Origin of the sequence: Pandoraea sp. PE-S2T-3, from assembly GCF_002179965.1 — a bacterium.
GTDB lineage: Bacteria > Pseudomonadota > Gammaproteobacteria > Burkholderiales > Burkholderiaceae > Pandoraea.
The window spans coordinates 479,770-504,616 of the sequence record NZ_NGUQ01000018.1 but is presented as its reverse complement, the minus strand read 5'-3'; the positions used below and the strand labels follow the sequence as shown (position 1 = coordinate 504,616).

25 protein-coding genes are annotated in these 24,847 nt (G+C 62.5%); 11 read left to right on the top strand and 14 right to left on the bottom strand.

The genetic code is table 11. From position 1 onward, the window contains the following. Positions 1–253: 253 nt before the first annotated feature. Positions 254–1,417, top strand: a complete 1,164-nt coding sequence (locus tag CDV46_RS17705) for an MFS transporter (RefSeq protein ID WP_058377185.1) — start codon at positions 254–256, stop codon at positions 1,415–1,417. 30 nt (positions 1,418–1,447) lie between these two features. Next, positions 1,448–1,978 (top strand): single-stranded DNA-binding protein, encoded by a 531-nt coding sequence (locus CDV46_RS17700; protein ID WP_087723981.1) that lies wholly within the window; start codon positions 1,448–1,450, stop codon positions 1,976–1,978. Positions 1,979–2,113: 135 nt separating this feature from the next. Here the strand turns inward: CDV46_RS17700 and CDV46_RS17695 are convergent, their stop codons facing one another. Beyond that, on the bottom strand, positions 2,114–3,073 hold the full coding sequence (locus CDV46_RS17695; RefSeq protein WP_087723979.1) for a LysR family transcriptional regulator: 960 nt from the start codon (positions 3,071–3,073) through the stop codon (positions 2,114–2,116). 197 nt (positions 3,074–3,270) lie between these two features. Here CDV46_RS17695 and CDV46_RS17690 point away from each other — a divergent pair, with 197 nt between their 5' ends. The 3 genes from CDV46_RS17690 (at position 3,271) to CDV46_RS17680 (ending at position 6,595) form a co-directional block, all read left to right on the top strand. Next, positions 3,271–4,008, top strand: a complete 738-nt coding sequence (locus CDV46_RS17690; RefSeq protein ID WP_087723976.1) for an aspartate/glutamate racemase family protein — start codon at positions 3,271–3,273, stop codon at positions 4,006–4,008. 20 nt (positions 4,009–4,028) lie between these two features. After that, positions 4,029–5,060, top strand: coding sequence for a D-cysteine desulfhydrase (locus tag CDV46_RS17685; RefSeq protein WP_087723974.1), 1,032 nt, complete (start codon positions 4,029–4,031; stop codon positions 5,058–5,060). Positions 5,061–5,248: 188 nt separating this feature from the next. Next, positions 5,249–6,595 carry a dicarboxylate/amino acid:cation symporter gene (locus CDV46_RS17680; protein ID WP_087723972.1) on the top strand — a complete coding sequence of 449 codons (1,347 nt, stop codon included), beginning with the start codon at positions 5,249–5,251 and terminating at the stop codon, positions 6,593–6,595. Positions 6,596–6,656: 61 nt separating this feature from the next. Here CDV46_RS17680 and CDV46_RS17675 read toward each other — a convergent pair whose 3' ends face one another. The 4 genes from CDV46_RS17675 to CDV46_RS17660 form a co-directional block, all read right to left on the bottom strand. Further along, on the bottom strand, positions 6,657–7,334 hold the full coding sequence (locus CDV46_RS17675) for a semialdehyde dehydrogenase (protein WP_087723970.1): 678 nt from the start codon (positions 7,332–7,334) through the stop codon (positions 6,657–6,659). A 4-nt stretch (positions 7,335–7,338) separates the two neighbouring features. After that, on the bottom strand, positions 7,339–8,205 hold the full coding sequence (locus CDV46_RS17670; protein ID WP_087723968.1) for an SDR family NAD(P)-dependent oxidoreductase: 867 nt from the start codon (positions 8,203–8,205) through the stop codon (positions 7,339–7,341). Positions 8,206–8,225: 20 nt separating this feature from the next. Then, positions 8,226–9,071: an SDR family NAD(P)-dependent oxidoreductase gene (locus tag CDV46_RS17665; RefSeq protein WP_087723966.1), complete on the bottom strand. Its 846-nt coding sequence runs from the start codon at positions 9,069–9,071 to the stop codon at positions 8,226–8,228. Positions 9,072–9,212: 141 nt separating this feature from the next. Then, positions 9,213–9,782, bottom strand: a complete 570-nt coding sequence (locus tag CDV46_RS17660; RefSeq protein ID WP_087723964.1) for a TetR/AcrR family transcriptional regulator — start codon at positions 9,780–9,782, stop codon at positions 9,213–9,215. 285 nt (positions 9,783–10,067) lie between these two features. Here CDV46_RS17660 and CDV46_RS17655 point away from each other — a divergent pair, with 285 nt between their 5' ends. The 5 genes from CDV46_RS17655 (at position 10,068) to chrA (ending at position 16,776) form a co-directional block, all read left to right on the top strand. Then, positions 10,068–10,946, top strand: a complete 879-nt coding sequence (locus tag CDV46_RS17655; RefSeq protein ID WP_087689801.1) for an endo alpha-1,4 polygalactosaminidase — start codon at positions 10,068–10,070, stop codon at positions 10,944–10,946. A 155-nt stretch (positions 10,947–11,101) separates the two neighbouring features. After that, positions 11,102–12,238 (top strand): glycosyltransferase, encoded by a 1,137-nt coding sequence (locus CDV46_RS17650; RefSeq protein ID WP_087723962.1) that lies wholly within the window; start codon positions 11,102–11,104, stop codon positions 12,236–12,238. Positions 12,239–12,265: 27 nt separating this feature from the next. Next, positions 12,266–12,967 carry a polysaccharide deacetylase family protein gene (locus CDV46_RS17645; protein ID WP_087723961.1) on the top strand — a complete coding sequence of 234 codons (702 nt, stop codon included), beginning with the start codon at positions 12,266–12,268 and terminating at the stop codon, positions 12,965–12,967. 117 nt (positions 12,968–13,084) lie between these two features. Next, positions 13,085–15,397 carry a patatin-like phospholipase family protein gene (locus CDV46_RS17640; protein WP_087723959.1) on the top strand — a complete coding sequence of 771 codons (2,313 nt, stop codon included), beginning with the start codon at positions 13,085–13,087 and terminating at the stop codon, positions 15,395–15,397. 143 nt (positions 15,398–15,540) lie between these two features. Beyond that, the gene (chrA, locus tag CDV46_RS17635) at positions 15,541–16,776 is read left to right on the top strand and encodes a chromate efflux transporter (RefSeq protein ID WP_087723957.1); all 1,236 of its coding nucleotides are present in this window, start codon (positions 15,541–15,543) and stop codon (positions 16,774–16,776) included. Between the two features lie 14 nt (positions 16,777–16,790). Here chrA and CDV46_RS17630 read toward each other — a convergent pair whose 3' ends face one another. From CDV46_RS17630 to CDV46_RS17615, 4 genes are all read right to left on the bottom strand, one after another. Continuing rightward, positions 16,791–17,351: a sugar O-acetyltransferase gene (locus tag CDV46_RS17630; RefSeq protein ID WP_087689791.1), complete on the bottom strand. Its 561-nt coding sequence runs from the start codon at positions 17,349–17,351 to the stop codon at positions 16,791–16,793. A 43-nt stretch (positions 17,352–17,394) separates the two neighbouring features. After that, the gene (locus CDV46_RS17625) at positions 17,395–17,817 is read right to left on the bottom strand and encodes a VOC family protein (protein ID WP_087723955.1); all 423 of its coding nucleotides are present in this window, start codon (positions 17,815–17,817) and stop codon (positions 17,395–17,397) included. Continuing rightward, positions 17,814–18,374: a helix-turn-helix domain-containing protein gene (locus tag CDV46_RS17620; protein WP_087723953.1), complete on the bottom strand. Its 561-nt coding sequence runs from the start codon at positions 18,372–18,374 to the stop codon at positions 17,814–17,816. Before CDV46_RS17620 ends, CDV46_RS17625 begins: the two co-directional genes overlap by 4 nt. A 95-nt stretch (positions 18,375–18,469) precedes the next feature. Further along, complete coding sequence (locus CDV46_RS17615; protein WP_087723952.1) at positions 18,470–19,441, bottom strand: AraC family transcriptional regulator; 972 nt, start codon at positions 19,439–19,441, stop codon at positions 18,470–18,472. 94 nt (positions 19,442–19,535) lie between these two features. On the opposite strand from CDV46_RS17615, the gene CDV46_RS17610 reads away from it, so the two are divergent. Continuing rightward, complete coding sequence (locus CDV46_RS17610; RefSeq protein WP_087723950.1) at positions 19,536–20,366, top strand: oxidoreductase; 831 nt, start codon at positions 19,536–19,538, stop codon at positions 20,364–20,366. Positions 20,367–20,400: 34 nt separating this feature from the next. Here the strand turns inward: CDV46_RS17610 and CDV46_RS17605 are convergent, their stop codons facing one another. From CDV46_RS17605 to CDV46_RS17585, 5 genes are all read right to left on the bottom strand, one after another. Continuing rightward, positions 20,401–21,414: a dienelactone hydrolase family protein gene (locus tag CDV46_RS17605; protein WP_087723948.1), complete on the bottom strand. Its 1,014-nt coding sequence runs from the start codon at positions 21,412–21,414 to the stop codon at positions 20,401–20,403. After that, complete coding sequence (locus tag CDV46_RS17600) at positions 21,411–22,190, bottom strand: hypothetical protein (protein WP_087723946.1); 780 nt, start codon at positions 22,188–22,190, stop codon at positions 21,411–21,413. Before CDV46_RS17600 ends, CDV46_RS17605 begins: the two co-directional genes overlap by 4 nt. A 57-nt stretch (positions 22,191–22,247) precedes the next feature. Further along, the gene (locus CDV46_RS17595; RefSeq protein ID WP_087723944.1) at positions 22,248–22,880 is read right to left on the bottom strand and encodes a class I SAM-dependent methyltransferase; all 633 of its coding nucleotides are present in this window, start codon (positions 22,878–22,880) and stop codon (positions 22,248–22,250) included. A gap of 12 nt (positions 22,881–22,892) precedes the next feature. Further along, positions 22,893–24,179 (bottom strand): serine hydrolase domain-containing protein, encoded by a 1,287-nt coding sequence (locus tag CDV46_RS17590; RefSeq protein ID WP_087723942.1) that lies wholly within the window; start codon positions 24,177–24,179, stop codon positions 22,893–22,895. Between the two features lie 149 nt (positions 24,180–24,328). After that, on the bottom strand, positions 24,329–24,790 hold the full coding sequence (locus CDV46_RS17585) for a MarR family winged helix-turn-helix transcriptional regulator (RefSeq protein ID WP_087689775.1): 462 nt from the start codon (positions 24,788–24,790) through the stop codon (positions 24,329–24,331). Positions 24,791–24,847 lie beyond the last annotated feature (57 nt).

The window sequence follows — 24,847 nt, the reverse complement described above, 5'->3', positions numbered from 1 at the left end:
CGAACGGCCCGATTACCAGAGGCACGCCCCGCAGCAGCGCGACATACCGTGCGACATACCGCCCGACATCGGGCAGATGGCCCCCGAGAGGGCCTTGCACGGGTGGTTTCGCGGCGCCGTGATCGAGCAGTCGAGCAGGCAATCCATCAGATCAACCCGAGGCTGGACGAGCTTTTTCATCTCTCAGGACGTAATGTCTACCGATTCCGTGACTTCCGCATCCCCTGCCACGACGAGCGGCCGTGGTGGCCGCATGACTCCGCTAGAAGTGCGCGCGAGTGCCTCGCTGGCGAGCATTTTCGCGCTGCGCATGCTTGGCCTGTTCCTGATCATGCCGGTGTTCTCTGTCTTTGCGCAGACGATTCCCGGCGGCAACAACACCTTTCTCGTCGGGCTGGCCATCGGCATCTACGGCCTGACGCAGTCGCTGCTGTACATCCCATACGGCTGGGCGTCTGACCGGATCGGGCGCAAGCCGGTCATCATTTTCGGCCTGATCGTGTTTGCGATTGGCTCGCTGATTGCCGCCATGGCGCACGACCTGACGTGGATTATCGTCGGACGGGCCATTCAGGGGGCCGGGGCGATTTCGTCAGCCGTGATGGCCTGCGTGGCCGACCTGACGAGCGACGCCAACCGGACCAAGGCGATGGCGATGATCGGCGGCAGCATCGGCGTGTCGTTCGCCGTGGCCATCGTATGCGCCCCGTTCCTGTATCACTGGCTGGGCATGAGCGGCCTGTTCTCCGCCATCGGCATTCTGGCGGTGGTCGCGATCTTCGTCGTGCTGTGGGTGGTGCCCACGCCGCCGGTGCACGCCAAGGCTGGCCCCGCGCCGTTTTCCGAAGTGCTGCACAACCCGGAATTGCTGCGCCTGAACTTCGGCGTTTTCGTGTTGCACGCGACGCAGACGGCGCTGTTCGTGGCGATGCCGCGCATGCTGGTGGCGGCAGGCCTGCCGGTCGCGCAGCATTGGGAGATTTATCTGCCGGTGATGGGGCTGTCGTTCGTGGCGATGGTGCCGGCGATCATTGCGGCGGAAAAGCGCGGCAAGATGAAGATGGTGCTGCTCTCGGCGATTGCGCTGGTCGCGATTGCGCAATTGGCGCTGGGCGGATTGCCGCCGACGGTGGCCGTGATAGCGGTCGTGCTGTTCGTTTATTTCCTTGGATTCAATGTGCTGGAAGCCTCGCAGCCGTCGCTGGTGTCGAAGCTTGCGCCGGGGCAGCGCAAGGGTGCGGCGGTGGGCGTCTACAATACGACGCAGGCGCTGGGTCTGTTCTGTGGCGGCGCACTAGGGGGTTTTCTTATGACCCACTACGGTCAGAACGCAATATTCCTGACTTGTGCAGCGGGCGCTTTCGTGTGGCTTATAATCGCCGCACCGATGAGGCCTCCTGCGCCTCGTCAATCCTGAGCGGATTTCAGCAATTCCGGAGAAAGTTTCATGGCATCAGTCAACAAAGTCATCCTGGTCGGCAATCTGGGCGCCGATCCCGAAGTCCGCTACCTGCCTAGCGGCGATGCTGTAGCGAACATTCGTCTTGCGACGACCGACCGCTATAAGGACAAGCAGTCTGGCGAATTCAAGGAGATGACCGAATGGCATCGCGTGTCGTTCTTCGGCCGTCTGGCGGAAATCGTCAATGAGTACCTGAAGAAGGGCTCGTCGGTGTACATCGAGGGCAAGATCCGCACGCGCAAGTACCAAGCGCAGGACGGCACGGACCGTTACAGCACGGATATCGTGGCTGACCAGATGCAAATGCTGGGTGGCCGCGGTGGTGAGGGCGGTGGTGGCGGCGGTGGCGGTGGCTATTCGCGTGGCGGTGGCGACGAAGGCGGCGGTGGCGGCGGCGGCGGTTACTCGCGCGGCGGCGGTGCAGGTGGTGGCGGTGGCGGCGGCGGTGCTCGCCAACAAGCCCCGGCCAAGCAGTCGGGCGGCTTCGACGACATGGACGACGATATCCCGTTCTGAAGCTAACCTGAAGCTGACCTAAAGCTTACCCACGTAGTACGCTTGACCAAAACCCCGAAGGCTTTACGCTCTCGGGGTTTTTTGTTTCGTTGCTTAATTCACTGGTTTTACGAGACGGTGCCGTGATCCGCGACCTCATGCGGTGTCATCGACACCCGCGCCCGCGCCGCCCCCCATATCATCCACGCCCCCCGAACGCCGAAGCTCGCGCAGGAACGAAGGCTCATCGCCGCGGCCGTGAGGGACAAACGTGTTCGACGCGAAAAGCCAGATTTCGAGACGTGCTGCGCTATCGGGCTCGCCCACGATACCGAGGGTTCCCGCGCGTAGTTCGGTCTCGATCATGCCTTCGGGCAGCCACGCGACGCCTTCCCCGAGCAGGGCCTCCACCTTGAGGGCTTCGACGAGCGCACTTTCGTAGCGCAACGCCAGCGGGAAGCGCGTTTCCAGTTCTGCGTGCAACGCTGCCGTCACTTTTCCCAGAAACGAGTCGCTCGAATAGGCCAGCAATGGCAAGGCGTCCCCGTCTTTCGGCGGCAGGGGATAACGCGGCGCACCGTCGGCCGTCAGAGCCGACACTGGCACGAGGGTCGTTTGTCCGACCTGCATCCCCCGCAGCGACGATTTTGCCAGCAGGTTGGGAATGCGCGGGTGGCAGTAACACAGCGCGAATTGGCAAGCGCCGCTCAGCAGCAAATCCACGCACTCGTCGAGATCGGCGGCCACCACCGACGCGCGTTGGGCGGCGTCGTGTCTCTGCTCGCGCCACCAGTTGGGAAAGAAGTAGATCGCGAGCGAGTGCGGCATCGCGAACTTGAGCGTGCCACCTGCGGCCTCGCGCGATGCGATGGCTTCGCGGCGGCTCCGGTACAGGTCTGCGACGATCTGTTCGGCCAGCGGCAGGAATGCCGCGCCTGCACTCGTCAGCATGACGGGATACGACGTGCGGTCGATGAGCGGCACGCCGTACCACAACTCCAGCGCCTTGATCCGGCGGCTCAAGGCCGATTGCGTCATGTGCCGTGCCACGCAGGCCTGCGAAAAATTTCGCAGTCGCGCGACCGCGAGAAAGTCCTCGAGCAGTCTCAACTCCATTGGGGTGCCTCAGGCGTTCCATTCGAATTCCCCGAGATTTGCCGCGCGCCCCGGTGATTGTCAACTGGAAATTTTCGACTCGCTGGCGCACGCGAAAAACTATTCCGGTCTCGCATAGTTGGCGTTCGATTCGTCATTGGAATCTCATTTTTTCGCTGCTTAGAATCGTTTGCATCAACACGTATACAGAGGAAGCAATGAGCGAAACACATGCCGCACGAACGTGGGTCGTCGGCGTTATCGGGGGCATGGGTCCGATGGCGACCGCCGATCTTCTCGCGAAGATTACGTTGGCGACGCCGGTCGACACCGAGCAGGATCATCTGCGCGTGCTGGTGGATTCCAACCCGAAGATTCCCGACAGAAACCGCGCCATTCTGGGCAATGGCGAGTCTCCCGCGATGGCACTGGCCGAGACCGCACGGGGTTTGCAGCGCAGTGGCGCCGACTTTCTCGTGATGGCGTGCAACACGGCGCACGCCTTTGCCGGTGCGATCCGTGCGGCGATCTCGATTCCCTTCGTGAGCATGATCGACGAAGCGTGCGACGCCTGCGTCCGAACGCAACCGAATGCCTTGCGCGTGGGGTTGCTCGCCGCCCCCGGCTGCCTGAGCGCAGGCATCTATCAGCGCGCGCTCACACGGCGCGGCAGGCAGGCCGTGGTCCTGCCAGACCCCTTGCTGGCGGAATTCGCTGCGCTGCTTTACCGGATCAAGACAGCCGGCCCCTCGGACGACGCACGCATCGGCATGAAGACGCTCGCCGACGCGTTGGTCGCCGCGGGTGCCGACGTGCTCATCGCCGCCTGCACGGAAGTGCCGCTCGTGCTGCACGCGGGCGATACCGGCCGTCCGCTGATCGACGCCACCGAGAACCTCGCACAACGTTGCGTGCAATACGCGCGCGGCAACGAACTCTTTCCCGCCACCTACTGATTCATCACCAGAGAATCGCTATGCACCTCTCCAAATTTCCCCGCGTCCGTCTGGGCCATCTGAACACGCCGCTTGAACCGATGTCGCGCCTGAGCGAACACCTCGGCGGTCCGCGTCTGTACATCAAACGCGACGATTGCACCGGGCTGGCCACGGGCGGCAACAAGACCCGCAAGCTGGAATTCCTGATGGCCGATGCCCTCGTCAAAGGAGCCGACACGGTCATCACGCAAGGCGCCACGCAGTCGAATCACGCGCGCCAGACGGCGGCAGCGGCTGCCCGCCTCGGCATGCGCTGCATCATCCTGCTGGAAGACCGCACGGGCAATGAGGCGCACGACTATCGCAACTCCGGCAACGTATTCCTCGACCGGTTGTTCGGCGCACCCACGCGCACCTATGCCGGCGGCACCGACATGAACGCCGCGATGACCGCCGTTGCCGAAGAGGTGCGTGCGCAAGGCGGTGTGCCGTACATCATTCCGGGTGGCGGTTCGAACAGCATCGGCGCGCTCGGCTACGTCAACTGCGCGCTGGAGATCGTTGCGCAGGCCAATGAGCAGCAGATCCGTATCGATCGCGTTGTGCACGCCACCGGCAGCGCCGGCACGCAGGCCGGGCTCGTCGCCGGCTTTGAAGGCATGCGCAGTGGGATCGACGTTCTGGGTATCGGCGTGCGCGCCCCGCGCGAGGTGCAGGAAAACAATGTTCACAAGCTGGCGTGCGAAACGGCCGAATTGCTCGGCATGGGCGACGCCGTCCGGCGTGAGCGCGTGATGGCCAACTGCGACTACGTGGGCGCCGGCTATGGCTTGCCGACCCCGGGCATGGTCGAAGCCGTCTCGCTCGCCGCGCGAACCGAGGGCCTGCTGTTCGATCCGGTGTACTCCGGCAAGGGCATGGCGGGGCTGATCGACTTGATTCGCAAGGGGCACTTCGGCGCCGACGAAACGATCGTGTTCGTTCACACCGGTGGCAGTGCGGCGCTGTTCGGCTACATGGACACCTTCGACACGGTCCTCTCGCCGTCGTCCGACACACGACAGCGCTGATCCCGCTTGCCGCGCCGCCGCGCGCATCCGGGGCAGCGATTTTCCGGGGTGGCGCGCGGCGCGCGGAGAGCGCGCCGGTACTTCCCACATCACACAAAGACGAAACGCAATGCGCCGGGGCGCTGGCCCCAAGGTGCCGGGACGCGTGCGCCTGTCGCATTTGCCTGCGCCTCGTCGAGGAGACTGGAATGAAATTCAACCGACTGGGGCTGATGATTCTTACCGGCATGATCGCCGGGGTCATTGCCGGTCAATGCGTCCATCAGTTCGCATCGGGGCCGGAGGCTATCAAGAACGCGGCGAGCTACTTCTCGCTAATGACGGAGATCTTTCTTCGCCTGATCAAGATGATCATTGCACCGCTGGTCTTCAGCGGCATCGTCGTCGGTCTGGCAGGCATGGGCGACGCACGCGCCGTCGGGCGAGTGGGGCTCAAGGCACTCACGTGGTTTTTCTGCGCCTCGGTCATCTCGCTGACGCTTGGGCTGGTGCTGAGCAACGTGTTTCAGATCGGCCATTCGATGCATGTGGGCGTGCCCGCCGCGAACACCGCCACGGGGTTGAACACCTCGGCGTTCAATATTCATTCCTTCGTGGCGCATATCGTGCCCGCGAGTATTTTTCAGGCGATGGCACAGAACGAAGTGCTGCCGATTCTCGTGTTCTCAGTGTTCTTCGGCACGGCGATCGGCGCACTGCGGGGGAAGCTGGCCGGGCAGGTGGTGCAGGGCATCGAGGAGCTGTTTGCCATCATGCTCAAGATTACCGGCTACGTGATGTATGTTGCGCCGCTGGGAGTGTTCTCCGCCATCGCGGCGGTGGTCGCAGTGCAGGGGCTTGGCGTGTTGCTGATTTACGCCAAGTTCATCGGCGCGATCTATTTCGGCATGTTGCTGCTGTGGGGGCTCATTCTGACGGCGGGCTATTGCTTCATCGGCAAGTCGGTGTTCTCGCTGCTCAAACTGATACGCGAGCCGATGATCATTGCCTTCAGCACGGCCAGCGGTGAAGCGGCGTATGCCAAGACCATCGAGCAGCTCACCCGGTTCGGTGTCAGCCCGCGCATCAGTTCCTTCATCTTGCCGCTGGCGTACTCGTTCAATCTCGATGGCTCGATGATGTTTCAGGCGTTCGCATCGATCTTCATCGCGCAGGTCTACAACATCCCGTTGTCTTGGGAGCAACAGTTCTCGATGCTCTTCGTGATGATGCTCACGAGCAAGGGCATTGCCGGCGTGCCGCGCGCCGCAATGGTGGTTATTGCCGCGACGCTGCCGCTGTTCGGATTGCCTGTCGAGGGAATGGTGTTGCTGCTGGCGATCGATCAGTTTGCCGACATGGGGCGCACGATGACCAACGTGGTGGGCAATGCGGTCGCGACGGCGGTGATTGCCAAGTGGGAGGGGGCGCTGCGGCCGTGGACCGGCAAGGCGTGGTCGCTGGATGCCGCGCTGGGGCTTCACCCGCAAGACGACGGGACATCCTTCGCTGAGGCACCGGGTGAGCTTTCTATCGGTGCGGAGCGCGCGGCCTGAGGCATTCGATCCGTTCGAACCATTAGGGCGCGTCAGCGCGGTACTGCGCGCCCTGATCGACTTACGTCTGACCGAGCGACAACCGATAGATATCCACCGGCGCAAGAATGGCTGCCGGGGCACCGCGCCGAACGACATTGAGCATGGCGTCGCCCATCACGCGGGTGGTCAATACACCCGACGGCGAGACGCTGCGCACCAGCGCCAGCACCGGTTTGAGCACGAGATACAGCCATCGATAGCTGGTGGTGCGCGACTGGATGCCATCTTCGGGGACGATGGCAGCCGGGCGGAAAATCGCCACCCGACCGAAGGGCAGACGTTGCAACGCGTTTTCCGTTTGCCCGCGCACGCGTGCCCACATCGTCTTGCCGCGCTCGCTGCTGTCGGCCCCGGCGCCGGACACATACACCATCGCCATGCCCGGGCTGCGGGCGACCAATTGCTGAGCGATGTGCAGCGTCAGGTCGTACGTCACGACGCGATAGTCCGCTTCTGCCATTCGAAACGACGTGACGCCGATGCAGAAGAAGCACGCATCGACGTTGGCGAATATCGCATCGCTCGCGTCGAAGGTCTTCAGATCGGGGACCACGACGGCCTTGATGCGCGGATCGTCGTGGCCCCGCAGCGCTTGCCTGCCGACGACGATGATCTCGGTGACATCCGAGGCCTTCAGGCAGGCGAGCAATGCGCCTTGGCCGACCATGCCACTCGCGCCGAACAGGACAATTCGCATGACGTTACTCCGTAGGCCACACCGGGGCAGCCGAATCGAAATCGGCGGCCAGCGTGACGGGTTTCCAGATTTGCATCGACGCGTGACGCGCCTGCTCCTCGGCTTCAAGCACTTGCCAGGCATCTGAACCCAATACCAGACGCGCCGGCAGGCTCGCGCGCGTGGCGAGTTGCGCAATCAGTTTCGCGATGCGCTGCGGGTCACCGACTTCGTGCCCGACATAAGCATCGATCAACGCCTTGAACTCACCCATCGACGCTTGGTAATCCGCAGGCAGATCGTGCAACGTTTCGCGCGCCTCGTGGCCCCAGCCGGTGCGCATCCCACCGGGTTCCAACGTGCAGAGCTGAATGCCGAACGGGGCGACTTCTTTGCCCACGACATCGCTGAATCCACCGACGGCCCATTTGGCGGCCTGATAGGCTGCAAGCCCCGGCGTGCTGATACGACCACCCACCGACGATACTTGAAAAATGTAACCACCGCCCTGGCTTCGCATGACGGGAATCGCCGCGCGCGTGAGATTTACGACACCAAAGAAATTGGTCTCGATCTGCGCACGAAAGTCGTCATCTGCCGTGTACTCGAACGGCTCGATATGACCGTAACCCGCATTGTTCACGAGTACGTCGAGCCGACCGAAACGGCGTGCGGCTTCCGCAACAGCGTCGCTCGCCTGTGCGCCATTCGTCACGTCGAGTGAAAACGTCGCGAGTTTGTCGCCGTACGCGCTGTACTGCGTCTTCAACTCGGCAAGCTGCGCCGGATTGCGTGCCGTCGCCAACACCTTGCCACCCGCTTCGAGTGCCGCTTCGAGGATCGAACGACCCAACCCGCGCGCTGCACCGGTAATCAACCAGACTTTGGACATGATAGTGATCCCTTCCAGATTTACTGCGGATTGAAACCGGTCTTGCCGGCGAACATGACGGATTCAGCGAGTGCCTTCTGGGCTTGCAGCGCGGCGAGACTGCGCGTGTAGCTCGCTTCGAGCACTGCATAAGCGTCGCCACCCAGCACGGTACGCAACGGCGGTGTTGCCATCTGGCTGACGTCGTAAATGGCGGCCGCCATTTTTTGCGGATCGCCCGATGCCTGCTCGTCGCCGACTTCCTTGATTTGCTGGCGCAGCTTGCCGACGACGCTGTTTTGATAATCGGGCAGCGCCTCCGTCCAGCGAATGTTCGCGACGAAATCTGTTTTGATCGAGCCGGGTTCGATGATGACTGTCCTGATACCGAACTCGGCAACTTCCTGACTCACCGATTCGGCAAAGCCTTCGAGGCCGAACTTCGCGGCGTGGTACATCGAGCCGCTCGGGAACGAGGCGCGGCCGCCGACACTGGTGACGTAGATCAGCGTGCCGCGCTGCTTGGCGCGCAATGCCGGAAGGAAAGCGCGGGTCACGTGAATCGGCGCGATCAGATTCAACGTGAGCTGATGGTCGATATCCGACTGACTCATCTCTTCCATTGCACCGATGACGGCGCCGCCCGCGTTGTTCACGAGCACATCGATGTCGGTGTGACGCGCGGCGACGGCCTTCACTTGCGCAACGTCGGTGACGTCGAGCGCTTCGACGCTCAGCAGACCGGGATACTTTGCGGCCAGCGACTGCATGGCGTTGGGGCGCCGCACGGCGGCCACGACGCGGTGGCCTTTTGCGAGCACGGCTTCCGTGAGGGCGAGACCCAAGCCACCCGAGGCGCCGGTGATGAACCATTGTTGTTGAGACATGGCGTAAGACTCCTTGATATAAATGCGTGCGTACGCACTCAATTAAATGACAAAGCTGTGAAAGCACAACTGCCTGAAACGAACTGACTTAGCTGAAACGACTTGGACGAACGGCTGAATCTAACGGCTGAAACTAACGGCTTACGACGTGATGGCACGCCACAACATGCGCAATCCCAACTGCCGGTACTGCGCGCCGGCCTCGGGCTGCTGATTTACGTGCTCGATGGTCGTATCGGCAATGTGCTCGATGACCGACGAGAGAAACGAAATCGGCGCATCGACCAGCAGGCCCTCCCGCACGCCGTCTTCCATCATTTGCGCGACGGCAAGAAACGGCTCCATGCCCTGAAGCCGGGTCGCTTGCGGGATGACGCCCGATGCCGACAGACGTGCGACGGCGTACCGCCCGGCCGGATTGGCAAGCCCCCAACTGACATAGCGATCGAAAACATGCGCCATGCGCTGCTGGTAGGCCGCCGCATGGGGGTAATCCGGCATCAAAGCCCGCGCGAGATCCTGCTTGAGTTGCAGATACAGCTCCCGGAACAGGACTTCCTTGCTCTCGAAATAGGTGAACAACGTGCCTTCGGCGACACCCGCACCCTTCGCAATCGCCGACGTGGTCGCCATAACGCCGTGTTCGGCAACGGCGAGCGTTGCCGAATGAAGCAGGGCGTTACGTTTCTCGGGGCTTAACGGGCGAGCCATGGTGATTGCATTAAATAGAGTGAGTGCGCGCTCAATTATACGTAACTTGCGGTGAAATGCAAATCACCGGCTCATCACTGGCCAAACCACCCGCTGCACGCCGTGAAAGCGATGAAACGCGAGCCTCCGCGACAAAACGCGACAAAAGCCGACGGCGCGTCAATTGTCTTGCCCGGGGTGTGGGCATAACCTCTCGGCGTCGATGAAGGAAGGCACGGGCGCGGGTGATCATTCCATGGCGAAGCGCGCCAACAAGTCAGGCTTTGGATATCTGGTGGAGTAACGATGGCGACGATTGGCGCACGTGTGGGGTTCGGTCTTCTTGCCGCGATCGTTGCGGCGATCTCGTTGCAGGCAAGCGCACTGGAGCTGTCCGCCGCACGCGGCGGGCAGATTCTCGCGTCCAACGAAGCCGCCATCCGGGCGGGAGGCACGCCTGCGGCGCGATGGCAGCCGTCAGTGACCGACACGTGGCAGTGGCAACTCCGGGGGAAGGTCAACACGACCTACAACGTGGATGTCTACGACATCGACCTGTTCGATACCGACCCGGGTGTCATCGCCCAACTCAAGCGCGATGGCCGCAAGGTCGTTTGTTACTTCTCGGCGGGAAGTTCTGAAAACTGGCGCACCGATTTCAGTCAGTTCAAAGCGTGGGAGAAGGGGCGGGCGATGCGCGGCTGGGAGGGCGAAAACTGGCTCGATGTGAGATCCGACAACGTCCGGTCGATCATGAAGCAACGCCTCGACCGCGCCGTGGCAAAAGGTTGCGATGGCGTAGAGCCCGACAACGTTGACGGTTACGCCAACGACACGGGTTTTCCGCTCTCCGCGCAGGATCAGCTCGCCTTTAACGGCTTTCTCGCCCGCGAAGCGCACGCACGCAATCTGGCCATCGGCTTGAAGAACGACGTCAATCAGTTGGCGGCGCTCGAACCGCTGTTCGACTTCGCGGTGAACGAGGAGTGTCACGAACAGAACGAATGCCGTGGCTATCGCGCCTTCACGTCAAAGAACAAGCCGGTCCTGAATGCGGAGTATCGCGCGAGCTATCGCACCGAGGCGGGCCGTCGTGAGTTGTGTGCTGCGGCCCTGGCGGCGAATCTGCGCACGCTGGTGCTGCCGCGCGAGCTGGACGACAGCTTCAGATTCAGTTGCGATTGACGGGAGCATACGGCGCTGAAATGCGCCGAAAGTTAAGTCATGTCGCCGCGACGACAAACAAAAATAATTCTCATCAGGACTCCACACTATCCCGACATCGGGCTACGTAACATTTGCGATGACATTACCTCGCAGTCGCGTCAGCGCCAAACCCGATGAAGATTCTCTACACCAACTTCCACGTCGGCAGCGGCGGCGGCCAGGATACCTACATTCGCGACCTCGCCGTTGCGATGAGCCGGACCCATCAGGTGACGGTCGCGTCGCCGCCCGGCAGCCATCTGGCGACAAAATTCAAGGACACCCCCGGTGTCGAGACGGTCGAAATTCACTTCAAGCTGCGCTGGCACATGATGCTGCGCGAAACCCTGAAGCTGCGAAAACTGATCGAAACCCGGCGATTCGACATCATTCATGTGAACGGATCGGCCGATCACCGGCAAGTCATGCTGGCGCTCGTCGGCATGCGCAACCGGCCGGAAGTCGTCTTCACGAAACACAACACCTACGCCGCGACCTCGCTGGGCAACTGGTTTCGCGCGAAGTTTGCCACTCGTCTCACGATTGCCGTCAGCGACCACGTGAGCGAGATGCTGGCGCGTAAATCGCCCTACAAGAACGTTGTCGTCATCAAGCACGGCGTGCGTGCCATCGGTCATGAGGCCCTGAACTGGGACGAGATTCGTACGCGCCGATCCGCATTGCTCGGGGTGGATTCATCCGACGCCATCATCCTCGGCAGTGCGGCCGGTACTGGCGAATCGAAGGGATGGGCCGATCTGGTGGCAGCGCTCATGCTGCTGCCGGTCGATCTGCGCAGCCGCTTTCGCATCTGGCTGGCGGGCACCGATCCGAGTGCGGCGCAGCGCGCCATGGTGGCGCGTTGCGGACTGGACCAGCAGATCGTATTTACCGGCTCGCTCGATAGCGTGCAGGACCTGTTGGCCGTGACCGACGTGTCGTTCGTCCTGTCGTACTACGAGAGCCTGTCGTATGCGTGCCGCGAGGCCATGGCGATGGGCTGCCCGATGCTCGTGTCGAACGTGGGCGGCTTGCCTGAGAACGTCTCGAACGGCGTCGATGGCTGGATCGTCCCGCCGCGCAATGCCAGCGCCATCGCGCAGGTACTTCGCGACATCGTGGCCGACCCGGGGCGCGTGCGTTTGATGGGCCACATGGCCGCCATGAAGGCACGCTCGGAGTTCTGCTTCGAGAGCTTTGTCGCGGCTACGCAAGGGGTGTATGTGGATGCGATGTCCGTCCAGCTCATTGCGTCGAAGCAACTGGCCTGAGGGCGCGGCGTGTCAGTTCCGATTCTGATGTACCACCAGATCCGGCCTTTGCCGGCACCGACGGACCCGTTGCGGGGGCTCAGCGTCGACCCGGGCATGTTCCGCCGTCAGATGACGTTGCTCAAGCGACTCGGCTATCAAGGGCTGAGCATGCGCGAGTTGCAGCAACACATGAGCGGCGCGTGGGATGCGCGAGGTGAGCCCCGGCGCCGTGTATTCGGCATCACGTTCGACGACGGATTCAGCAATGTGTTGACCAACGCCATGCCGGTGCTGAACGAACTCGGCTTCACGGCAACGTGCTACTTCGTCGCCGGCCGTCTGGGCGGTGAGAACGATTGGGACGCTCACCTCGCGACCGAGCGCACGCGGCTGATGTACCGGAAAGAATTGCTCACGTGGATGCGGCACGGTCACGAAGTGGGTTCGCACACGGTGGATCACGTCTCGCTGCCGGATGTCTCCGTGCAGGAGGCCGCGCAGCAGATCGTCACGGCCAAGCGCCAGTTGGAAGACATCTGCAACGCGCGCGTGGAGTCGTTCTGCTACCCCTACGGCAATGTGAATCGTCAGGTGCGCGATCTGGTGGAACGGGCGGGTTACGGCAACGCCACCACCACGCGGCGAGGGCGGGCGGCACCGGACGACGATCCGTTCATGCTTGCCCGCATTGGCGTGGCTGGCGGCGTGGGGCCGTACCGGCTGCTCTACAAGTGCCTGACCAGCTAACACTCCAGCAGTCCCGCGAGCAGCGGAAGGGAATTCACAGGATATCTGACGTTTCATCGACCCTTCGGTGGAAGGGGAACAGGGTAACCTTGCGGTTTTCAGGAAACCTTGTCATCGATGAGCCGTCACAGCACACCTTCCCGACACGATAGCGGCAGGATCGGTCGTATCGGCGCCGGTTTGCTGGCCGCCATCGCAATTGCCGCCGTCTCGCTCGTGTTGCCCCGGACGGCCGAGGCCAAAGCCTGCCGCGCCGAAGGTGGCGACACCAGCCGCCCATCCATCGGGCTGGTCCTGTCGGGTGGCGGCGCCAGAGGCTATGCCCATCTCGGCGTGCTGGAGGTGCTTGAACAGAACCACATCCCGGTCGACTGCATCGCGGCGGCCAGCATGGGGGCGGTCGTCGGCGGCCTGTACGCGAGCGGGCTGGACACGAAGGACATGCGTCACCGGCTCGAGAACGTGAATCTGGCCGATGTGGCGTTCGACGTCGTCGACCGCAGCGATCTGCCGCAGTCCTTGCGCGAAGACGAGCGCTATTACGTCGACAGCTTCTCGCTGGGCTACGGCAGCAATGGTTTTCAGTTGCCGGCGGGGCTGGTGCATGGCAATCGCCTGCAAGCCTTGTTACAGGAATGGACGCCGACCATCACGGGCAAGGTTACGTTCGACAGCCTGCCCATTCCGTTTCGCGCCATCGCCACCGACCTGCGCACCGGCCAGATGGTGGTGCTCGATCACGGCTCGCTGCCGCAAGCCATTCGCGCCAGCATGGCGCTGCCGGGGCTCTTCTCGCCGACCGACGTCGATGGCCGGACGCTGATCGACGGGGGCATTACCAGCAATCTGCCGATCGAGACCGTACGGGAGATGGGCGCGGATATCGTGATCGCCGTCGATATCGGTTCGCCGCTGCGCCCGCTCGACGCGCTGTCGTCACCGGCCGATGTGATGCAGCAGATGATCGGCATTCTGATTCGCCAGAACGTGGCCCGGCAGCGCGACCAGTTGCACAAGGGCGACGTGCTGATTCAACCGGATCTGGGCCGACTCACCTTCACCGATTTTCAGGATGCCGCCCGCGCCATCGACGCGGGCGAAGCCGCCACGCGTGCCGCGCTTCCGCAATTGAAGCAGCTCGCGTTGTCGCCCGCTGACTATGCCGCGTGGCGGGGGCGCCATGAAACGCCTGCCCCGCAGACCGTGCGCATTGCAAAGATCGAAATCCAGTCGCGCGGGGTTGTGCCGCCGTCGAAGATCCGAGCGGCGATTCATGTCAAAGAAGGGGATATCTACGACCCGGCGCGCATCAACAAGGATCTGCAAGCGTTGACCAATGAGGACGACTTTGAAACGGTGACGCAGCAGATCGTCGACGACAACGGCGAGCACAAGCTGGTCATCACCGCGCAGGAGAAGCGCTGGGGGCCGAACTACCTGCTGTTCGGACTCGGGCTCTCGGCGACGACCAAGGAAGAGGGCAACTTCCGGATGCACGTCGGCTATCGTCGTCCGTGGCTGACCGACAGTGGCCTTGAAGCACGCGTGGACGCAACGCTCGGCAGCGATCAGGCCGATCTGCACATGGAGCTTCGCCAGCCGCTCGCCAATGCGTGGGGACCGTACATCGCGCCGTATATCGATCTGCAACGACGGCACGCGAACGTCTACGACGAATCGGGCGACATCAAGCTCACGCGATACCGCCTGACCACTGAGCGCGCTGGCGTCGATTTCGGTTTCCCGTTGTCCCATTTTGGCGACTTCCGCCTTGGTATTGCCTATGCCCATGGCAGTGCCTCACCCCAGTACAACCTGCCCATCGAGGACGACGGGTCACCGCGTCAACTGCTGTTCCCGGATATCTACGGCCGGCAGTTGAGCGCGCGTGCGCGGCTGGTGATCGATCAGTTGGACGATCCGCAATTTGTCCGTAAGGGCTACTTCGTGGAGTTGCGTGCCGAGCGCTCGTTGTTCGCTGGCGACGACAGCTACACCGAGGTGTACGGGAAGACGCTGGTGGCGGCGAGTTATGGGCGGCACAGCGTCAACGCCAGCGTGGAGGCGGGCAATAACTTCGGCGGCGTGAACCCGACCAATCCGTTCGGCTTCACGTTGGGCGGCTTCCAGCATCTGTCGGCTTATGCGGCCGACCAGTTGGCAGGGAATTCGATGTTCTACAGTCAGGTGACGTACATGAACCAGCTCGCGACATTCTCGGCGTCGCCGATCCGGCGGCTGTTCGTGGGGCTGAGTCTGGAAGCGGGCAATGTGTGGGGTGGCGACGCCAGTTTCGGCAGCGGTACGCTACGCAGGAGCATTACGGCATTCACGGCGCTGACGACGTCATTCGGCCCGATCTACCTTGGTGTCGCGTTCGCGCCGGGCGGACGCAACAACTTCTACTTCCAATTGGGACGGACGTATTGAGCGAGTCCGGTGCGATGGACACGGCGCTGTTGCAAACTCGCGTCATCATTGAGCGTTCATGACGTCAGCGTTCGCGGCGTCACAGCTTGGCAGGTTATTCGCGCGGGTGGAATGCGCGGCCGATATCGGGAAATCGACAGTTCATGGAAACGGGTACTTCATCGACGCATTCGAATCGGGTGGGCTCAGCGTTCGAGGTTCTTGGGGTGTTTCTCAAGCTGGGGCTGACGTCTTTCGGCGGCCCCATCGCGCATCTGGGGTATTTCCGCCGGGAGTTTGTCGAGCGCAGGCGCTGGCTCGACGACGGGACTTTTACCGACCTGCTCGGGCTGTGTCAGTTCCTGCCGGGGCCGGCGAGCAGTCAACTCGGCTTTTCTATTGGCTTGCTGCGCGCAGGTTGGCTTGGCGGGCTCGCGGCGTGGCTTGGCTTCACGTTGCCGTCCGTTCTGCTGCTGCTCGCCTTTGCTGCCGTCGCCCCCGACCTTGGCGGCCCGGCCGGCAGCGGGTTGATTCATGGGTTGAAGCTCGTTGCCGTTGCTGTCGTCGCGCAAGCCGTTTGGGATATGGCGAGGCGGCTATGCCCGGATCATCGCCGTGCCGCCATCGCACTCGTCACCGTGGCAGCGCTCAGCGTGCTGACGACCGTTTACGCGCAACTCATTGTTATCGTACTGGGTGCAGTGCTGGGACTCGTGTTCTGCAAGACGGCGTCATCTTCAGATTTGCATGGACCATCGGTGCGGCCCCACGTGTTTGGTGTTTCACGCGCGGCAGGCGTCGTGGCATTGATCTGCTTCTTTGCCCTGTTGTTCGGGCTCCCGGCGTTAGCGGGGTCCTATGCCGGGCAGTCAATCAAGGTGTTCGACGCCTTCTATCGATCAGGGGCGTTAGTGTTTGGCGGCGGTCACGTGGTGCTGCCTCTGTTGCAACAACAAACCGTCGCGACGGGCTGGATCTCGTCCAACGATTTTCTGGCAGGCTATGGTGCCGCTCAGGCCGTTCCCGGCCCGCTGTTCTCGTTCGCGGCGTTTCTTGGGTGGATGTTGGCGGGAACGCCGAATCACTGGGCCGGTGCATTGCTGGCCACCGTAGGTATCTTCCTGCCCGGCTTGCTGCTTGTTCTCGCAGCACTTCCCTACTGGCAAGTGCTGCGAGGCCGCTCATCGGCGACGGCGCTTCTTGCCGGCGTGAATGCGGCGGTCGTCGGGTTACTGGCGAGCGCGTTGTATTCCCCGGTCTGGACAAGTGCGGTCCATTCCACACCAGACTTTGCGGTCGCTGTTATCGGCTTTTTCCTGCTTGCGCGCCGGAAGTTTCCACCACTGGTTGTGGTTGTGTTTTGTGCGCTCGCCGGTATCGCCCAAGCGACGTTGCACTGACGCGGGCGAAGGATTTAATCGTCGTGAATCGACCGGATCACCCGCGCCGGATTGCCGCCGACGAGCGAGTTCGCGGGAACATCCTTGGTGACCACCGAGCCAGCCGCAACCACGGCGTTTTCGCCGATAGTCACGCCGCCGACGACGATGGCGCCGGTCGCAATCCATACCCCCTTGCCGATCACGATAGGCTTGCCGATGGTAGTCGAGCGGCGCTGCGCAGGATCGAGCGGATGGCTCGTCGTGATGAGGCTCACGTTCGGGCCGATCATCACATCGTCACCGATGTCGAGGCCGCCGAGATCGTGGAACGTGCAGTTTTGATTGACGAAGACATTGCGCCCGACGCGGGTTTCGTTGCCCCCCGCCGTGTAGAACGGGGGGATTAACAGAAAGCTGTCGTCGATCTCCCTGCCGATGAGTTCGCTGAACAACGCGCGCACCTGATCCGCGTCGTCGAACGTCAGGCGGTTGAGCTTGGCGGTGATCGCCATGGCGCGCCTGACGTTCGCCACCATGGCGGCGGACTCCGCCGTCTTGGCGCGGATGATTCTGGTGCGATCGTCGATGGGCATTCGTCAAATTCCTTGGGGAAACCGCTTGCGACGCGTCTTGGCTTTAGCCTTGGCGTTGCCCTTGCGGCGCCTGAATCATCTTCCAGCCATTGCCCGCCGGGTCACGAAACCCTGCATCGACGCTGCCATAGCGTTCGACCGGCTCCTGCGTGAACTCGACGCCACTGGCCTTGAGCCGGGTGTAGCTCTCGCGGCAGTCTGACACATGCAGGACGAGCGGCGGCATGGCGCCCTTGGCGACCATTGCCCGCAGCGTTTGGGCGGTCGCTTCGTCATGGATGGGCGGGCCGGGCGTGAACAAGCCCAGTTGAAACGAGGGCTGGTCCGGATGCTGGACGGTGAGCCAGCGGTAAGCGCCATTGCGCACGTCCGTGTGCACGCGAAAACCGAGTTTCCCGACGTAGAACGCCAACGCTTCCTCCTGATCGTCGACGTACAAGCCCACCACACTGATGCCTTGGTTCATGAGACCTCCTTGGTTGATGGGCCGACTTTACCGTCGGCGGTTTGGCGGCGCTTCTCCAAAACTGCGATGTTGAGATCGGGACGCTGAGCGGCTTTCAGGACGCAAGCGGGGACGCGCTCCAGCGGCTGCGTGTTGGCCTGTGCCTGCTTGCGCATGGCGCCCGGGCTCATGCCGGTGATGTCGCGAAAGATTCGGCCAAACGTGCCGAGGCTTTCCCAGCCCGTTGCATAAGCGATGTCGGTGACGCTGAGGTCGGTGTCTCGCAGCAGGGTATTGGCTTGCTCGATGCGCCGCGTCAGCAGGTAGCGATGCGGCGGAAGGCCGAAGGCAAGTTTGAAGGCGCGGGCGAAATGGGCTTTAGACGCGCCACTGACCGCCGCCAATCGCTCGACCGGCCATGCTTCGTGCGACGCGGCATCCATGCGGTCTTTGGCCCGCAGCAGGCGGCGCAGCAGCGCGGGATCTTGCAGGCCTTGCGGCACCGGCGACGAAGCACCCTCTACCGGCGTGGCGGATGCGTCAGTCGAGCCGGGGCGGTGGCTTTTTCGAGAGGTCATGAGATCCACGAGCGCAGAGAGCGTTGGCGTAGTTTAGGCGCAAGGCGAGCGCCTGTGAACGCCGTCAGTCGTTCGACGCGTTCTGCTTCGCAGCATCAGTGCGACGACACATAAGCCGCACCGGCGAAGGCGGCCGGGATGGCGAAACTTTCACGCATCCGCCGCGTCTCGGCCGCCGGTGTCAGACCGAATAGCCGCTTGAACTCGCGGCTGAATTGCGAGGCGCTGGTGTAGCCCACGGCATGGCTCGCCACCTCCGCGCTCATGCCCTGACGCACCATCAGCAATCTCGCCTGATGCAGGCGTGTCGACTTCACATACTGCATGGGCGATACCTGCGTAATCGCCTTGAAATGGCTATGAAAGCTCGGCACGCTCATCCCCGCGGCGTCGGCCAGTTGTGTCACGTCGAGTGGCTCGGCATACCCGGCGTGAATGAGCCGTAGCGATCGCCCGATCTTGCCGAACTGTCCACGCATCGCCAGCGCTTCGCGCATCGCACCGCCCTGCGCACCGGTCAGCACCCGGAAGTAGATTTCACGCAGCAGCCCCGGGCCCAGTATCGCGGCGTCAAGCGGTCGCGACATGGCTTCGAGAAAGCGCAGCACAGACGCTTGCATGGTGTCGTCCATCGGCGTGGACATCATGCTCTGCGGCGCATCGACATGATCCGTCATGCCCTCACGTTCAATCTGCGCCATCAACTCGGCCGCCAACGCAAAATCGAGATGCAGATACAGCGCGAGCAGCGGCCGCTCGGGCGTTGCGTCGGTTTCCATAGTGAAAGGCACGGGCACCGAGACGGCGAGATAGTGGTGCTCGTCGTACACGTACAACTGATCGCCGAAATACCCGCGCTTGCGCCCCTGACACACGATCACGATGCCGGGGTCGTACAGCACCGGCGTGCGCGCCAGCGCCTGATCCGAGCGCAGGATGCGAACGCTTGGCAAGGCCGTCAGGTTGTAGCCCTCCGAGGGGGCCAACGTGCGCAGCAAGGCAACCGTGCGGGCTCGCGTGGACGACGCCGTTTCCGGAGGCCGTCGGGCGGCAATGCTTTTGCTCATAGTTTTAGGCAAGAATATTAGCGAAATCTAGCTTAATCACATCGTTCGCCGAGATTAGTATGCATTCTCCATGCAACGTTTGAGAGAGGCAACCATGGCATCGAACAAGATTCTGCTTATCACCGGCGTCAGCAGCGGCTTCGGCCGCGCGCTCGCACAAGAGGCACTGTCGGTGGGGCACAAGGTAGTGGGGACGGTGAGGAGTGCGGAGGCAAAGCGTGATTTCGAATCGCTCTCGGCAGCGGCCGTCGGGCGTGTGCTGGACGTCACCGATTTCGATTCCATCGACGATGTCGTGTCGGAGATCGAGGCGAGCGTGGGGCCGATCGACGTGCTGGTGAACAACGCGGGCTATGGCCACGAAGGCATTCTGGAAGAGTCGCCGTTGTCCGAAATGCGTCGTCAATTCGACGTGAATGTTTTCGGCGCGGTGGCCATGATGAAAGCGGTGCTGCCATTCATGCGTGCGCGCCGACGGGGTCATATTCTGAACATCACGTCGATGGGCGGCTACATCACGATGCCGGGCATCGCGTACTACGGCGGCAGCAAATTTGCGCTGGAGGGGATTTCGGAAAGCCTCGGCAAAGAGGTCAAACCTTTCGGCATCGCGGTAACGGCGGTGGCCCCCGGCTCGTTCCGGACCGATTGGGCAGGGCGCTCGATGACGCGCACGCCGCGTTCGATTGCCGACTACGACGAAGTGTTCAATCCGGTGCGCGCGGCGCGCGAAGAGAAGAACGGCAAACAACTCGGCGATCCCGTGAAAGCGGCGCGCGCGATGCTGGCTGCGATCGCAGCAGAACATCCTCCTGCGCATCTGCTGCTCGGCAGCGATGCCCTCAAACTCGTGCGCGACAAATTGTCCGCCATGGGAGCAGAACTCGACGCGTGGGAGTCACTGACGGTGTCGACGGACGGTTGATGGCGACGCCGCTGCGTTTGAGCTGCGGGTCAGATCAGCGGAACGCCGTCTTCAGGAATGCCGCCACGTCAGCCGGCGACTCTGCCTGTCCTTGGGGATCGCCGCCCATCGTGACGCCGCGCGTCAGACAGCGTTTCGACTCCGCTGTGGCGGCAGCGCCCGTCAGGGACTGGCCGTCGCGAGTCATCGTGAGCGCGCGACGGTCGAGATCATAAACACCGCGGCATTCTCGCCCGCTTGTCGCCAGCGGTACCGAGCGGATCGATGTCGGCCGGTCGAACGCGTGATAGGCGTTCGGATATTCCTTGACGACCACCTGCGCGCCCTTTGCGCGCAGCGTGTCTGCGTAAGCCACGCAGGGGGCGGCTGGCGTGTAATTGTCCTTGCCGCCGACCAGCATCATGACAGGGGCGCCATCGAGCCGCGCCGATGCGTAAGAAATACCGCAGGAAGGATAGAACGCCACGTGGGCGGCAAAACGCAAATCGTTATCCGCCGCAATCTGTTGAAACGGCGCGAGCGCGGAATAGAGCGATGCGAACCCGCCCCGCGAAAATCCCATCACGGCGATTCGATGCTTATCAATGCGCGGGTCGGTGGCCAGCAAGCGCAGGGCTGCATAAGCATCGGCAATATCGGCCGCCATCGAAAGCTGCGTCTGATCCTTCTCGGTGTTTCGGATGCCGCGTCCAGTGAAGCTGTCCACGATGAAGCTGGCATACCCCAACGCATTCATTCGTGCGGCCCACACGCGCTCCCCGGGATTCACGCCGCTACTGCCATGCAGGATGATCACTGCGGGAACGACCGGCGGTGCGTTCTCCGGCAGCGTCAGCGTGCCTTCAATGATGGCTTTGCTGTTGCCGGTGTAGTTCGCGAGAAAATCACCGGTACTGCGGGGCGTCACTGACGCGAAGGTGATGACGCCGCTGCGGCCGTCAGCCAGCGATGTCGTGACGGCCGAGCCGTCGGTACCCGTCGATGCGCACGCCACCAACGCACTGGCGGCGAGCCCCGAGAGAAGGCGCCCGGCGGCGAAACGAATCATCCCTCTGCCTTCGCAAAGCGACTCTGCGCGGCGACGAGCGGGTCGTCCGTCGTCGCGACCAGCCACAAGCTGGCCTGCTCCACGATGAGTCGATTGTGGTCTTTCAACGGCCCCATCGCGGCCGCCGCTTTCCAGACCACGGGGGCTGTCTTGCTCTTGCGTCCCGATGCTGCGCCCACGAGCAGGCAGTGCGGTCCGAGCGGCAGCGACACGAACGGAAGGCCCGGGCTGATAGCGAGACGCCAGTCGATGAACGGTGCATCGCCGATGAGCAAGGAAGCGGGCAAGCCGTAAAGCACGGTGAAGTCGTATAACGCCAGTTGCTCGCGCATGCCTGAGTAGCCACGGCGAATATCCTCGACGATGGCCGCACGGATTTCATCGTCGAACATCGCCTCTTCCGAATACCGCACGAAGGCTTCGCGCGCGGTCTTCTGATAGGCGCTGAACAGTCCGAGCGAGAGGCAATCCGCCACGGCACGCTGCACTTCCGCCGCAGAGCCTGCCTCTTCCGGCTTCCCCAACTGCGCCGCCTTCAGAAACCGCGCGAGTCCCGCTTCCTGAATCGGCGGCCCTTCGACGGTGGCATCGTCGGCAACCGTCTTGTCGAGCGGCACGTAGATGTAGGCCTCGGATGCGAAGTGCGACTTCTTGCCCTCGTCGAACTTGACTTCGCCGTCGGTGCAATCGAGATAGCGGGTGCCGATTCGACCATGCTCCCAAACCCAGTTCTTCAGGAAGGGACGTAACGGATGCAGCTTGTCGTGATCAGCCATTGAATTCTCCAAGTGCCCCAGTATAGGGTCAGCCCGACGAAGGGGCAGCCGAGTGCATCACTCAACCGGCTTGCGCCACACGCTGGCCAGCCACGGCTGCTGCTCGCGCGGCAGACCCGTGGGGCGGTAATAGTGTTCGAGTTCGATAAAGCCGGCGCTCTCGACATACTGGCGCCACGTCTCCAGATCGTGGAATGCGCCGTAACGCCCGTGGTGCCAGCCTTCCTGATTGGTCCCTCGCGGATTGGAACTGAACAGCGCGCCACCGGGTTTCAGCGTCGCGTACAACTCTCGCAGTACGCGCGGCAATTCCTGACTCGGGACGTGGAACAGCACCGCATTCGCGAAGATGCCGTCAAAGTGCGACGCGGGCAAATCCAGTTGGAGAAAATCCTGCTGCCAGACTTCGCAGCCCGAGTCCTCCCGCGCCATTGCCACAAAGCGCTCGGCACCTTCGAGCCCGATCGCACGATGACCCATTGCGGTGAAGGTCTTGAGATCGCGCCCGGGGCCGCAACCGAAATCGAGAATCGTGAACGGCGGCGTGCCATTGATATGACGCAACAACGCCGACATGTTTTGCGAGACGTCGTGGTCGCGCGTGCCTTCACGGAAGTCTTCCGCGTTGGCGTTGTAGTGCTGCAACGTACCGGCACTGACGGTGTCGAGTTTGGGGGGCGTGGGTGTCATGGGGTGAGCGTGTTACGGGTGAGTCATCAAGTAGTCCGCGACCGCCTGATAAGCGGGCAGTGACGTCGGATCGTTCGCCGAATTGCTGGCGGTTGGATGTGAGCTGAAGCGTGCGATCACCATCTGCGCGGCAGGATCGACGTAGATCGCCTGTCCGTGGACGCCGCGCGCCATGAACGCGCCGTGGGCGTTGTGCGATACCCACCACATGCCGCTGTAGCTCCAGCCTTTGAGCAGGTCATAACCGGCCTTCGCAAATTTGGCCTTGTCGCCGCCCGCACGAATGTGATCGATGGCCTGCTTCGGCACCAGCCGCTTGCCATTGATCGTGCCGCCTTCCAGCATCAGTTCACCGATGCGCGCCATGTCACGTAACCCTGCGTTGAAGCCACCGCCCGCGAAGGGCGTGCCGAGCGAGTCGACGGTGTAATAAGCGTCTTGTTCCGCACCCATGTGCTGCCAGATGCGTTCGGATAACAACTGCGCAACCGGCTTGCCGGTCTTGCGGGCGATGATCCATCCCAGCGCGTCGGTGTTGACCGTCTTGTAAGCGAAGGCCGAGCCGTGCTCGCCCTGTTTGCGCACGGTTTGCAGGTATTCCCAATAGGTTCTCGGCCCGGTGTAACCGCGCGGTTTGGGTAGCGGGCTTCCCGCATCGGCATGACGCCAGACTTCCGCATTGGGATCGCTATAGTCCTCGCTGAATTGCAGTCCGGTCGTCATGTCCATGACCTGTCGAACGGTGGCGTCGCCAAAGGCGCTTTGCCGCAGTTCGGGGACGATGGTGTCGACGCGCGCGTTCTCGTCGATCACGCCTTCAGCGACGAGCATTTCGCCGAGCAATCCGGTCAGCGACTTCGTTACCGACATCGCGCCGTGTTGTCCGTTGGCATCGAGGCAGCCGGCGTAGCGCTCATACACCACGCGGCCCTTGTGCAGCACGATGACGCCATCCGTGTAGTTGGCATCGAACGCCTGCCGCCAGCTCATCTTCACGTCGCTGCCAATCGGTGTGAAAGTGACGGCATCGATGCCTGCGTCGATTTTACGAGCCAATGGCACTGCGCCGCCGGGGCCGCGCGACACGCCGACGGTCGGCATGAGTTCACGGAAGTGGCAGACGGTCCAGCGCGACTTGGGAAAGGTGAAGTAATCGCCATCGGTAAAACGAATGGCCTTGTCGTCGGGCGGCGGCGACCCGGTCATCCAGCCGAGCGTGCGTGGGTCGGACTGGGCAGCGGTCATGGGGGCGTCGGTCTTGGCCAGTGCGAGCGGCACCGCGAACGCGGCGCAAAGCATCGACGCGCCGATAACGGCCGTAATGGAACGACGGGATGGCGTTGCTGTTCTGATCGGCAAGTTGAGCTTTGGCAAGGAGTGAGCGGACACCGAATCTGTCCGTCAGTATGCCACCGAAGCCTTCGAGCCCTTGCTCCGGGGAAATGCCGTCACGCGTTATCCGGCGCGCCAACCCGATGCGTCTCCAGCGCGCGGGCATACGCGGTCAATCCCGCAGCCACGGCTTGTTGCTGGTCGTCGGTCAATTGTGTCAACGCGCTGGTGACTTGCTGCCGGCCATAGTCGTTGATCGACACCAATGTCCGCTTGCCACGCGGCGTCAATGTCAGCAACTTGGCACGCGCATCGCCACGACTGACGGCTTCCTTCAATTCCCCGGCTTCGATCAATTTGCGAACCATCCGGCTGATGCTGGATTTTTCGAGATTGAGGAATTCCGCGAGTTCCGCCGCGGTCATCGACTGACGAGCGCCGATTTCCATAATCGCGTGCACGGCCGACGGTGAATAGTCCGTGCCGGCCAATGTCGTGCGCATGAATCCCAACTCACGCACCATCTTTCGTGACGCCGCTCGAATGGCATCGATCAGCGAGGTGTCGACATCGGGCATTTTTGATTCTCGATTGATTTATGAAAACAATGTTGTACGATACAACCAATCTGTGTC